The following is an 11,967-nucleotide window of genomic DNA, read 5'->3' on the forward strand; positions in this document are numbered from 1 at the left end:
TCGGAGTTCGCCGTGGGGTCACCCCACTTCCAGCCGCCCTTGCGCCCAGAGACGCCGATCGGGTTGTCGGAGAACGCCTTGCTCTTCCACAACCAATCGCCGCCGGAGTACTTGCCCTCCTCGAGCAGGTTCCCGTCGTTGGCGTAGAGGAACGAGGTCCAGCTGCCCCAGAGGCGCACCACCCAGTCGAACGCGTACGTGCCACCTCCCACCTTCGCGAGCCCCTCGGCCGAGGAGTGGAAGTCGTCCATCGACCACTTGCTCGTCGGGCGGGACAGGCCCGCCTTGTCGAACAGGGCGGTCGAGTAGAACATGCTGCCCGCGTTGAAGCTGTCGGGCAGCATGTAGAGGTGCCCCTGGTACATCGTCGACTCGAGCAGCACCGGGTGCGCTCCGGTGAAGTACGTGTGCAGGTCCGACAGGTTCTTCGTGACGTAGTCGTCGAGCGGGGTGAGGAGGTTCTTCGACGCCAGCAGCTGCTGCCCCTCGGTCGCGACACTGACGATGTCCGGCACGTCGCCCGAGGCGATCTGCGTGAGCACCTTCGCGAGGAAGTCGTTCCAGTCCGTGCCATTGATCGCGGTGACCTGCAGGCTCGCCTTCTTGTCCAGCTGCTTGATCTTCGGCTCGATGGCCTTCTGCAGGGCAGTGGCTGCGCTCTGCTCACCGAAGTAGAGCATCTTCACCGTGCCGGAGCCGCTGCCCCCGCCCCCGGTGGTGGAGCACGCTGCCAGCGATCCGATGCCGGCCAGGGCGAGCCCGGCCCCACCGAACTTGAACAGCGTGCGCCGGTCGATCGGGGTGCTGAATCCGTTCGCCATGGGTCGCTCCTCTCTGAGCGATCGTGGTCCCGCGATGTGGAACCAATACGTATTTGCAGGGCGAGCGTACACACGGGTCCGGCGGGACGCAATACGTATTTGTTCTGGCATGATGAGAGCGGAGAAGGAGGGTCGATGGCGAGCCGCAAGCGGACAGAGCAGCCACAGCGCGTCACCATGAAGGACGTCGCGCGCCACGCTGGGGTGTCGCAACCGACGGTGTCGTTCGTGCTGAACGACCGCCGCGACGTGTCCATCGCAGCCGAGACGCGCACCCGCGTCCTCGAGGCGGCGAGGGAACTGAACTTCCAGCCGAACCGTGCAGCACAGTCGTTGCGGTCGAACCGGTCCTACACGGTCGGTGTGATCGCCGACCGGCTCGTCTCGCAGCCATACGCCGGCCACATCGTGCTCGGCGTGCAGCAGGCCGTCCAGGAAGCCGGGTACGTCTGCTTCGTGGTCGAGACCGCGCAGACCACCGACGGCGGCAAGGCCGCCGTCGAGAACCTCGTGCAGCAGGGCGTGGCCGGCCTGGTGTACGCAGCACCCGGACCCGAGTACGTCACGCCGATCGACGGGCTCGACACCGTCCCGACGGTGTTCGTCAACTGCTTCCCGCCCGGTGACACCCCGGCGGTGACCGTGCTCGCGGACGAGTACCAGGGCGGCTACGACGTCGCCGCCGCCGTCTTCGCAGCCGGCCACACCACCGTCGCCTTCCTCGGCGGCCCTGAGGACGACTACGCGTGCCAAGAACGAAAGCGCGGACTCGAGCGCGCCGCCGCCGACGCGGGCATCCCGTCGACACAGATCAGCATCACGTTCGGCACCTTCCAGGTGGGATCCGGCTATGACCTCGCGGTCGAGGCCCTCGACGACGTGGCCACCCGTCCGACGGCGATCATCTGCGGCAACGACCGCATGGCAGTCGGCGCGTTGATGGCGGCGCAGTCGATGGGGATGCGCTGCCCGGAGGACATCAGCATCGTCGGCTTCGACGACCAGCCCGACCTCGCCGACCAGATGCACCCGCCGCTGACCACCGTCGCCCTGCCGCACCAGCAGATGGGTTTCGAAGCCGGGACGCTGCTGCTCGCCGAAGCGGAAGAGCCCGGCCGGCACCTCGTGCCCTGCGAGTACGTCTCCCGCAGCTCGCTCGCGGCACCACGACCCAAGGACCCCCAGTGACCCTCGCGCCCAGCACCCACTTCCAGCCACCACTCGGCTTCGTCGGCGACGTCATCCCGTTCGAACAGGACGGAACAGCGTGGCTGTTCTACCTCCTCGACGAACGGCCGGACGCGCCGCCGCTCGAACGACCGACCGGGATGCCCTGGGCGGCCGTCACCACGACCGACTTCGTGACCTTCGACAACAAGGGCGTCGTACTGCCCTCCGGCGGGCCCGACGCGAGCGACTTCGACTGCTACACCGGCAGCATCGTCCGTGATGACGCGGGAACGCTGCACTTGTTCTACACGGGGCACAATCCCCGCATCACGACCGGACCCGATGGCGGCGGCAAGGACGCTCAGGTCATCGCGCACGCGACGTCCTCCGGTGATCTGACCGACTGGGTCAAGCACCCCGACTGGGACTTCCCCGCACTCGCTGGCTACTCCCCCGAAGACTGGCGAGACCCTTTCGTCTTCCGTCCCAATGCCGACCGGCCCTGGCAGATGCTCCTCGCCACGCGGCGACCAGACGAGCCGTATCGGCGTTCCGGCGTCGTGGCACGGCTCGAGTCCGATGACCTCGTCACCTGGCGGGATGCCGAGCCCATCTGGGAACCGCACCGCTTCATCACGCAGGAGTGCCCTGACGTATTCCAGTGGGGTGAGTGGTGGTACCTGGTGTACTCGGAGTTCTCCGACGCGTTCTGCACCCGCTACCGCATCGCGACGTCACCGGACGGCCCATGGTTTGCGCCCGCTGATGACACCGTCGACGGCCGCGCCTTCTACGCCGCGAAGACCGTCGCGCTCGGGGACGAGCGGTACTTCGTCGGCTGGATCGCGTCGAAGGAGGACCAGCGCGACGGTGCCCCGTGGCAGTGGGCCGGCACGATGGCGACGCTGCAGGCACACCAGCGCGCTGACGGGTCGTTGCGGTTCGACCTCCCCGAGGGGGTGAAGGCCGTGTACACCGACGAGGTCGACGTCACGTCGCACCTCGAACCGGTCAACGGTGCACCGGCAGTGGTCGGAACCGGAGCCGCGACCCGGTACGCGGCATGGGTCGGGCCACAGCTCCCGGCGGAAGCGCTGGTGACCGTCGACCTCACGATCGAAGCCGACTCCAGGTCACTCGGGCTGCTCCTGCGCGCCAGCGACGACGCCGAGGAAGGCTACGCACTCCGCCTCGAGCCCGACCGGAACCGGCTCGTGCTGGACCGATGGCCTCGCGGCAGCACCGGAAGCGAGCAGTGGCAGGTCCTCGGGGACGTGCCGCACGCCGTCGAGCTCGAGCGCCCGGTGGACCTGACGCCCGGCGAGCACCACATCGAGGTGCACCTCGACGGGGACATCTGCGTCGCCGTCGTCGACGGCGCCGTCGCGCTGAGCACCCGGCTCTACGACCGACCCACCGGGCGAGTGGGCGTGTTCGCGCAGGACGGTGCGTTCACGCTCGAGCGGCTGACGATCCGCACCCGCTGACACGCACGTCGCCGCTGCGCACGCCCGCCGGCTCGGTTCAGCGGGCCCGGAGGCCGAGCGCTGCGTTCTCGACGTCGTCGGCGAGGGGGTCCGCGTCGTGCACCCACCCCGGGACGTCGGCGCCCGCGTCTTCGGCTCTCCCCGTCGGCCACGGCCGCGGCCGCATGCCGGCGATCCCGAGGTCGCGGAGGTCGTCGTGGTTCCACCCGTGTTCGAGGAGTTCCGTGGCCGCGACGGCCAGGGTGCCGTACCGGGTGGGTGCCCCGTCGAAACCAGCGAGGTGGTCATTGAGCCGCAAGCAGGCGATGGCGAACCGCTCCAGCGCGCGTCGCTCCCGGAAGCGGCTGACCCGCCGCAGGAGGCTCACGGAACGCACCGGCAGGCGTCCGCTTGCACCGGCGTCGCGCCGTGCGGCTGCCCCTCGATCATCTGCTCCCCCACGCGTGGCATCGTCTCATGGCTGGTCGGTCCCCGCCGTTCGCGTTCGAGCCGAGACGGCGGTCAATCGAGTGCGAGTTGTTCGAGAACGTGCAGCAGTGTTGCTTGTTCGATGCCGCCCGCGCGCTGCAGGAGGTGTTTGCGGACCGCGGCCGCGTGGATCGGTCGGGCCACGCGAACGAGGTTCGCCCCGTCGTCGGTGACCTGGACGAGGACACCACCGTCGACCGTGCTGCGACTGACGAGTCCACGGGTCTCCATGGCCGCCTCAGCGAGACGGCACCGCCGCCTGATGGTGCTCGGCTAGGGATCCGCTCATACGGTTGCTGATCAGCCTCTCTGGCGATCGTCGTTCGCGGCACTCTCGGGCCAGCGGCCGCCCGTCAGTTCCGCCATGGGCACGTCCTGCCGGCTGCTGGAGCTCGGGTTCTTGCCCTCAGCGGTGAAGAGCGGCGGGTACAGCGAGATGCCGCGGTCGAGTACGAGGGTTGTGACGTCGTCACGCCATCCGTCCCAGCGGAAGGGCTTGTAGAACTGGTCGATCGAGTCGGAGAGCATCGCCGCAAGGAACTGGCTGTAAGTGAGCTCGAGGTCTTCCCACTCGAGGCTGTCCGGCGCGAAGTAGTGCACGCGTCCGTCTCCGGCACCGAACGCTCCACCGTCGAGGGCGAACACTCCGCCGAGGACGTCGAAGCCGACGATGCAGAACCCGGAAGGCACCATGTTGACCTCGACGACGGACGGGAGGTCCCCGCCGGCACCGCCGAGCAGGCGGAGCCAGCCGTGGTCGACAGAGACACCGCCGGTGTTCGCGACCATGGCACCGAGGTACGACCGCTCGGTGAGACCGAGGTTATTTCGATCCTCGGCCGACCCACCTCCCAGTACCTGTGCAGTGGGCGCTGTCTCGAGCATCTCCGCAAGTTCCGGCCAGGCGTCGTCGGCGGGGTGTGTCATGGGTGAGATCGTCGCACGACCGCCTCGGATCGCCGGGCGGTCCGTCCGCGAGCCGGTCCGCTACCGGGCGCTCGAGTGGTCTGCGGGATGCCGAGGGAGCACGGCGGTGAGGACACCCCCGACCAGAAGGACCAGACCGAGGCCGGCGATGACGAACTCGCCGACGGCGTCCGGGGCGTCGAAGACGGCATGCTCATCGAACCAGGTCCCGAGGATCGCGCCGTCGACGTAGTCGATGACCATGATGACCAGGCCCAGGAGAGCCGAAAACCAAGCCCACAACCGCTGCATGCATCCGAGCATGGCCGATCTGACCGCCACGCTGCTGAGAGCGCGTCGGCGGCCATCCAAAGCCGCGATGGAAGCAGCCTCGGCTCGCCTCGCTGGAGGATCGGCTTGCGGGAGGGAGGGCCGTGAGAGAGTCACCGCATGACGTGGACCGGGGCCGCTGACGCACAACGCTATGGATCAACGCTGCTCGAAGGGGACCGGATTCGTTTCCGCGCGCTCGAAGAGGGAGATCTCCCCGACCTCGTCCGCTGGTGGCGCGACCCGGAGTGGGCAGTGCTCCAGCAGATCCTCGTGCGCCCGAGACCAGAAGAGCCGGTCGTCGAGATGTTCCGGAGTTGGAGCAAGAGCGAACGCAGCGGTGACGTGGGGTTCAGCGTCATCGACCGCACCTCAGGCAACCTCGTCGGCCACGTGACGCTCTTCGGCGCAACTCTCCCGGTCAGGGCTGCAACGCTGGCGGTCATGATCGGCAGCGAGCACGTCGGACACGGGTACGGGACCGACGCGGTCCGCCTGCTCACGAACTACGGATTCCGAGAGATGGGGCTGAACCGGATCGAGATCCAGGTGCACGCGTTCAACGAACGGGCACGAGCGGTGTACGGCAAGGTCGGCTACCAGGAGGAAGGAGTGCGCCGCCAAGCGACGTTCCACGACGGCCACTTCCATGACGAGGTGATCATGTCGGCACTTGTCCGCGACTGGCCAGCCGGGTCGTAGCGTCCCCTCCGTCACCGGAGCGGGCTCTGCCCGCCGCGCGCGTCCCTTGATCGATCAGGTGACGGACTCACCACCAGCAAGAGTTGGAGGTCGGACGAGCCGGATTGCGGCGGTCATCCGACAACCACGACCGGCGTCTTGTCCTGCACCGGCGACTTCGGTGAGTCAACGTCGAAACGCGCCGCCGTCGTCGCTCTGCTCTCGGCCGCGCATCACCCACCCCTGCAGAAGTGGAAGGCCCACCGCCACGGCCAGTCCGAACACGTACACGAAGATCGTGGAGCGGGCGTCGTGGTTCTGTGAGTAGTTCGACCACCGAATGCCCAACACGACCTGTACCAACGGGCCCAGGGCTGCGATGACTCCGCCCGGTAGGACGGTCAGCAACCACGCCTTGCGCCCTGTCCGTTCCTTCCCGACACCAATCGCGATCGCACCAGTCGTCGCGCCTATCGCAACCCCGCCCCAGAACCATGACGCCCCCGACATTCGCCAACCGTCGTGTGTCCACCACGCTTCGATCAAGGCGGTCGTGCGTTCCCATGCATCGGACGGCACGTATCGTCCCGGCACCGCCGGCAGCGGCCACCCAATGGTCGCAAGAACACCAGTGACAGCGGCCACCAGTCCGAGCAGCCATCGCAACAACCGGCGATGGTCGACCGGTTCAACGTCGAAGGACTCGATGCTCACCGTCGCACAGACCCCGGAGTTCTGAAGCTCATGGTCGGAGCGTATCGGCCGCTCTGTCCCCGGGCTCGAGATGGCCACCTCGGTCGCTGATGCCCTTCCGGCGCGCCTCGAGGACCAGCTGCACCGCTTGCCTCGCCGCTTCCGGCACCAACGGGATCCGAGCAAGCGAAGCCACTTCCACCCACCTCGGCTCGTACTGGTTCACTTCTGATCCTCGTTCGCTCTCTGGGCCACCGAGCACCAACGGCCCAGGCCGCACTTGGGCATCGAAGTAGGCCGCTGGAGCGGCGCTGTCCACTGGCACGTCGAGCAGATCGCCGATGCTCGCCTCAAGGCCAGTCTCCTCACGCACTTCGCGCCGACAAGCCTCACGGAGGCTCTCACCTTCCTCCACCCCACCACCCGGAAGCACCCAGTAGTTCCGACCGTCTTTCAATCGATCGATGACGAGCAGGCTCTCGCCTCGGATGACGACGGCCGCTGATCTGACGCGCATCCGGCCAGCACACCACGAAACGCCTGGCCGTGTCCCACGCCCCGGCGTCGAGGTGTCCCGATTGACGAGCGGCTAGAGAGACGGTGTGTTCAGCGGGCGACGGTGAGTGCGAAGGGTACGAATCCGATTGCGCCGAGGAGGCTGGGCACCATGAGTGCCATGGCTTCGGTTCCGCGGGCGGTGCTGATGCCGCCGAGGTCGAGGATCCAGTCGTCGTTCCACCCGAGACCGTGCAGGACGGTCTGTACCAGCTGCTTCGCGGCGGGGTCGTCACCGGAGAGGAACGCGGTGGGTGGGGTCGTGAGCGAACCAGGGTTGCTCATGACGGAGAACAGCATCGTGTTCAAGCTCTTGACGACCTTCGTGTCGGGCAGCGCGTTCTGCAGGAGCTCGCCGAGGCTGACGTCGGGGTAGAGGAGCCCGCCGGGTAGACCGTCGGTGCTGCGGACCGTGGCGTTGGAGACGTCGAGGAGCACCTTGCCGGCGAGTGCGCCACGGTGGCCGACGAGCCGTTCCAGCGTCGTGTCGCCCGGGGTTGCGTTGATGATGAGGTCGCTGGTGCTGATGGCGGTCGCGGCGTCCGAAACGGGGACGTCGTGCTGGGCGGTGTCGGGGTCGCGGACGCCGAGCGTGACCTGGTGGCCGGCGGCCGCGAGTCCGATCGCGAGGGTGCTGCCGACCCGGCCTGAGCCGAGGACGGCGACGGAGATGCTGCTGGTGGTGGTCATGGGGACTCCTGGAAGCGGAAGTGGTTCGGTGAGCGGGGGGGGCGTCAGCGGAGGACCGCGGCGATGCTCGGTGCGAGGCCGGGGGTGGTTGCGATGAAGTCGGTACTGGTGAGCGTCCAGGGGGCGCCGGTGGTGTCGATGACGGCGCCGTGGGCTTCCTGCACGAGCAGGGCGCCGGCGACGAGGCCGGAGCGGACCTGGCCGTACTGCCAGAACGCGTCGATGTGCCCGGCGGCGACCTGGACGAGCTGCAGGGTCGCCGGGACCGTGGCCGAGACGAGCAGCGCCGCGTCGAGCATCCGGTCGATGGATCCGCTCATCAGGCGGCGCACGTCGGGGGCTTCGCCGGGCTTGGCCTGCCCGGTGCCGACCAGCGCCGCGGTCAGGTCGGACTTCGCCGACACCGTGATGGGAGAACCGTTCAGGAACGCGCCCCCGCCACGGACTGCGGTGAAGGTCTGGCGGAGGGCGGGCAGGAACACCGCGGTGACGACGGGGACGTCGTCGCGGACGAGGGTCGCGGTGACGCCCCAGTTCGCTCCGCCGTGGATGTGGTTCACGTTGCCCTCGGCGGCGTCCGCGACCCACCACTCGCCGGCGCCGAGGCTGCCGTGGCCTTCCTCGTCGTCGTCCCAGCGTGCCTCCGGACGGAGCTGCTCGAGCGCCGGGCGGAGCACGGTCATGGACGCGTCGTCGTTGTCGCTGATCGCCGTCAGGAGTGCATCACGGTCGTCGACGCGGTTCGCCGTCGAGAACCGGTCGAGCAAGACGGTGCCGGCCTCGGTGACGGCAGCGACCAAGCCGTCGAGAAGTGCGGGGTCATCGGCGGTCCGGACCGAAGCGATGGTGCGGTGCATGGGTGGTTCTCCCTCGTCGCGGCGGATGTCGTCGCTCTGGTGGCAACGGTAGGAGCGCACTCACATGCGCACAAATACAATCCGTGCACCTGTAGATTGCGTCTCGTGCAACTCGACCTGAACCTGCTGACCGCGTTGGATGCGCTGCTCGAGGAGGAGAGCGTGACCGGCGCCGCAGACCGGCTGCACCTTTCGGCGCCGGCGATGAGCCGTACCCTCGGCCGGATTCGGCGTGCGACCGGGGACGAGATCCTCGTCCGCGCCGGTCGGGTCATGCGCCCCACCCCTCGGGCACTCGCGATCCGGGACGAGGTGCGGGCCCTGGTGCTGCGGAGTGCTGCCGTCCTGGCGCCGGAACGGGAGCTGCACCTCGGCGCGTTGCGGCGGACGTTCACGGTGCGAGCCCACGACGCGCTGACGTCGGCACTGGCGCCCGTGCTGGTGCAGCGGGTCTCGGCGAGTGCGCCCGGGGTGCGGGTGCGGTTCCTCGGCGAGGCGTCCGGCGAGGACAACGACCTCGGACGAGGCGTGGTCGACCTTCAGATCGGGTCGACCGCGCCGGCTTCCCCGGCGATCGACCACGACGCCGCCGGTGCAGACGAACTCATCGGGGTCGCTCGGGCTGGCCACCCGATCCTCGCGGCATCCGTCGACCTCGACCGGTGGGTCGCCGTTCCACACGTGGTCGTGTCGCGTCGAGGGCGACTGCGAGACCGCATCGACGAACACCTGGAGTCGATCGGCAGGTCCCGCACGGTGGTGGCTTCACTGGCTTCCACAGGCGCGGCAGTCGAGGTGGTCCGTGCCACGGACACGCTCGCAGTCCTGCCGGCGTCTGTCGCCGCGCAACTCGGCGCCGACGTGGCGCAGTTCCGCCTCCCGATCGACCTGCCGCCGATACCGATCGTCCTCGCCTGGCACCGCCAGTTCACCGCCGACATCGGCCACGAGTGGTTCCGAGCCCTGACCCGCGACGCCCTGCTCACAAGAGGCGGTGAGTCATCCTCGTCGATCAACGTGCCCCGAGGTCAACAGCGTCCCCTGACCGATCACCACCGGTCGCCGCAGCCGGACTAGGCCAACAGTGCCGTCAGCTCGTCGCTCAGTACGTCGAACGTGCGTTGGTAGACAAGGTGATGCTGGTGGGTGCGCACGAGGTACTTGACGATGGTCGACAGGAGCGCGCCGTGCTGCTTCGCCGACGCGAGGAACGTCGGGTCGAGGTTCGCAGTCGTAGTGAACCCGGTCCACGCCGCCGTCACCGAGGTGCCCGTACTGCCGCGACGAAGCCCCGCACCGATCTCGATGCGGGGCTTCTCTTGCGTGTCGTTTCAGTGGGTCAGCAGGGGCGGGTGCCGTTGCTCAGGGTGACGTCGTGGCGTTGGCCGTCGCCGGCGATGGTGTTCGTGACGCTGCCGACGGTCGGTACTCCGTACCCGCTGACGTCCAAGGTAGCGACGGTGCCGGACGGGACGGCTGCCACCGCGGTCACACGGTACTGACTGTCCGAGACCTTCTGGGTGGTGAAGTGGGAGTTGTCCGATCGGACCGAGAAGAGGTTGTAGTAAGGGTTTGTGGTCCACACGTCGTAGCTGGTCCCGGCGGGAATCGTTCCGGTCGCACCGATCACGAACTGCGGGCTGGACCACTTGCACGTGTGGCTGAGCGTTGAGGTTCCAAGCGTGCTTGACGTGGCCGCCGATGCCGGAGTGGGCGCGGCGACGACGGCGGCTGCAAGAGCTCCGGCGACGACGAGCGAGCTGAAGGCATGACGAAGTGATGGACGGCGGGGCGTGATCCTCTGGTACATGACGTTAACGTGTCGCATATCTGCTTCGAGCGCAATGGTTTGGCAACGGCGGTGACACCGCGGGGCCCCGCACGTCCTGGTGCGAGGCCTCGCGGGGAGCATGGATCGTGCACATGCCGCAGGTTGTTCCCGAGGACACCCAGGCCGATTCGGGTGTGAGTCGCGGACGCAGAACCGAGTGTCGCGGACAACTGACTCAGCCTCGAAGACCCGGAAACCCCGCTTCATCACCGAGGTCGTCGATTATTGTCGCTACCCGCCGAAGCAGCGCAGCGACGTCTCCTTACTCGGAGCGCCCCTTCCAGCGACCCCGGCCCGCTGCTAGCCTCCGGCTGAATCGCGCATCCGCACTCCTCGAGGCGCGTTCGCCGGGCGGGTCGGCCGCCGCGGCTGATCCGACCCGAACGGATTCCTAGTGCGTACTCCAACTCGTCTCGCTGCGGCCCTCGCGGCCGTCGGCATCGCCACCACAGCGGCCGTCATGATCCCCGTGACCGCGCAGGCGGCGACCTGCGCCCCGACGGCCGCGACCGTCCGGTGGGTGGTTGCCGACGACTTCGTCGAGGACCTCGCCGTCACCGGGACACCGGCCGCCGGCAGCTGGGTCTTCTCGCCGTTCCGCGAGGGCTCGACGGTGCAGCCGATCACCAGGTACGCGACGTTCGGGCCGAACGGCCTGACCACGCTGGACGGCTCGCTGTTCGCGCTCACCCACACGCTCGCGCACCCGGTGTCCGGTGCCGGGCTGCGGACCGCGGTGCGGGACGCCTCCTTCGTCGTGACGAACCTCGACTCCATCACGCTCGCGACCTCCGACGGCGGGTTCACCACGATCCCCCAGACCGGGACGACCCCGACGTGGACCGACAGCGCGTCCCCGACCACGACCTACACCTCCGCGCAACTGACCACACTCCTGCAGCGGGAGCACGCGACGATCACCGGCTGGTCGACGGTCCCCGGCGACCAGAAGTTCGCCGGACGGAACTCGACGCTGACACGCATCACGCTCGGGAACGAGACCGACCTGTTCACCCCGAAGCCAACGGCCACCGCGAGCGCGGCGACCACGACGCAGTCCGCGGCGACGTCGCGTGGTGTGGTGGTGCGCGGGGGCGGATACGCGCCGTGCGAGCGCGTGCTCGTCACGGTGAACGGTCGGTCGACCGGGGCGTCGCTGACGGCGAGCACCGGCGGGTCGGTGTCCGGCACCGTCCGGCTGTCGTCGTCCCTCGTGCCGCGCCCGGGCACGTACCGGCTGGCCCTCGTCGGGCAGTCCTCGACGCAGACGGCGTCCACGACGTTCGTCGTCAGGGCGAAACCCCACCACGGGCGCTGACGGGCGCGGTCGGGCCTGCGGCGTCATCCGGGGATCCGCTGATGCCGCGCGGGACCCCCGCTGAACCCGGAAACGCATGGCCCCGTCGATCAGTCGGGACGGCGGGTGTCGCAACGACCACATCCCCCGACACAGAGATCCCGACACAGAGATCCCGACA

The 11,967-nt window shown here is 68.6% G+C and carries 15 protein-coding genes; 5 read left to right on the forward strand and 10 right to left on the reverse strand.

Annotated features, from left to right (window positions below; genetic code table 11):
* On the reverse strand, positions 1-821 hold an 821-nt coding region (locus EDF64_RS16035), incomplete at its 3' end, for an extracellular solute-binding protein (protein WP_133520964.1).
* Positions 822-956: 135 nt separating this feature from the next.
* Here EDF64_RS16035 and EDF64_RS16040 point away from each other — a divergent pair.
* Entirely contained in the window at positions 957-2,009 is a 1,053-nt protein-coding gene (locus EDF64_RS16040) for a LacI family DNA-binding transcriptional regulator (protein WP_133520965.1), read from the forward strand.
* Positions 2,006-3,478: a GH32 C-terminal domain-containing protein gene (locus tag EDF64_RS16045; RefSeq protein WP_133520966.1), complete on the forward strand. Its 1,473-nt coding sequence runs from the start codon at positions 2,006-2,008 to the stop codon at positions 3,476-3,478. Before EDF64_RS16040 ends, EDF64_RS16045 begins: the two co-directional genes overlap by 4 nt.
* Before the next feature lie 37 nt (positions 3,479-3,515).
* Here the strand turns inward: EDF64_RS16045 and EDF64_RS16050 are convergent, their stop codons facing one another.
* The 3 genes from EDF64_RS16050 to EDF64_RS16060 form a co-directional block, all read right to left on the reverse strand.
* On the reverse strand, positions 3,516-3,845 hold the full coding sequence (locus EDF64_RS16050) for a hypothetical protein (protein WP_133520967.1): 330 nt from the start codon (positions 3,843-3,845) through the stop codon (positions 3,516-3,518).
* A gap of 401 nt (positions 3,846-4,246) precedes the next feature.
* The gene (locus EDF64_RS16055; protein WP_133520968.1) at positions 4,247-4,873 is read right to left on the reverse strand and encodes a DUF2625 family protein; all 627 of its coding nucleotides are present in this window, start codon (positions 4,871-4,873) and stop codon (positions 4,247-4,249) included.
* Positions 4,874-4,933: 60 nt separating this feature from the next.
* A complete protein-coding gene (locus EDF64_RS16060; protein WP_133520969.1) occupies positions 4,934-5,164 on the reverse strand; it encodes a hypothetical protein in 231 nt (76 codons plus the stop codon).
* 138 nt (positions 5,165-5,302) lie between these two features.
* Here EDF64_RS16060 and EDF64_RS16065 point away from each other — a divergent pair, with 138 nt between their 5' ends.
* The gene (locus EDF64_RS16065; RefSeq protein ID WP_133520970.1) at positions 5,303-5,884 is read left to right on the forward strand and encodes a GNAT family N-acetyltransferase; all 582 of its coding nucleotides are present in this window, start codon (positions 5,303-5,305) and stop codon (positions 5,882-5,884) included.
* Positions 5,885-6,049: 165 nt separating this feature from the next.
* Here EDF64_RS16065 and EDF64_RS16070 read toward each other — a convergent pair whose 3' ends face one another.
* The 4 genes from EDF64_RS16070 to EDF64_RS16085 all read right to left on the reverse strand — a co-directional run bounded on the left by EDF64_RS16070 (position 6,050) and on the right by EDF64_RS16085 (position 8,658).
* Positions 6,050-6,577, reverse strand: coding sequence for a hypothetical protein (locus EDF64_RS16070; protein ID WP_133520971.1), 528 nt, complete (start codon positions 6,575-6,577; stop codon positions 6,050-6,052).
* Positions 6,578-6,605: 28 nt separating this feature from the next.
* Entirely contained in the window at positions 6,606-7,073 is a 468-nt protein-coding gene (locus tag EDF64_RS16075) for an NUDIX domain-containing protein (RefSeq protein ID WP_133520972.1), read from the reverse strand.
* A gap of 89 nt (positions 7,074-7,162) precedes the next feature.
* Positions 7,163-7,801, reverse strand: a complete 639-nt coding sequence (locus EDF64_RS16080) for an NADPH-dependent F420 reductase (protein ID WP_133520973.1) — start codon at positions 7,799-7,801, stop codon at positions 7,163-7,165.
* A 44-nt stretch (positions 7,802-7,845) separates the two neighbouring features.
* Positions 7,846-8,658: an inositol monophosphatase family protein gene (locus EDF64_RS16085; RefSeq protein WP_133520974.1), complete on the reverse strand. Its 813-nt coding sequence runs from the start codon at positions 8,656-8,658 to the stop codon at positions 7,846-7,848.
* Positions 8,659-8,763: 105 nt separating this feature from the next.
* Here EDF64_RS16085 and EDF64_RS16090 point away from each other — a divergent pair, with 105 nt between their 5' ends.
* Entirely contained in the window at positions 8,764-9,735 is a 972-nt protein-coding gene (locus tag EDF64_RS16090; protein ID WP_133520975.1) for a LysR family transcriptional regulator, read from the forward strand.
* Here the strand turns inward: EDF64_RS16090 and EDF64_RS16095 are convergent.
* Complete coding sequence (locus tag EDF64_RS16095) at positions 9,732-9,920, reverse strand: hypothetical protein (protein WP_133520976.1); 189 nt, start codon at positions 9,918-9,920, stop codon at positions 9,732-9,734. The two genes, EDF64_RS16090 and EDF64_RS16095, sit on opposite strands and share 4 nt — an antisense overlap.
* A 77-nt stretch (positions 9,921-9,997) precedes the next feature.
* The gene (locus tag EDF64_RS16100) at positions 9,998-10,468 is read right to left on the reverse strand and encodes a hypothetical protein (protein WP_133520977.1); all 471 of its coding nucleotides are present in this window, start codon (positions 10,466-10,468) and stop codon (positions 9,998-10,000) included.
* 415 nt (positions 10,469-10,883) lie between these two features.
* Here EDF64_RS16100 and EDF64_RS16105 point away from each other — a divergent pair, with 415 nt between their 5' ends.
* Positions 10,884-11,807: a hypothetical protein gene (locus EDF64_RS16105; RefSeq protein ID WP_133520978.1), complete on the forward strand. Its 924-nt coding sequence runs from the start codon at positions 10,884-10,886 to the stop codon at positions 11,805-11,807.
* Positions 11,808-11,967: the final 160 nt, after the last annotated feature.

Source organism: Curtobacterium flaccumfaciens, assembly GCF_004361695.1.
In the GTDB taxonomy this organism is placed as follows: domain Bacteria; phylum Actinomycetota; class Actinomycetes; order Actinomycetales; family Microbacteriaceae; genus Curtobacterium; species Curtobacterium flaccumfaciens_B.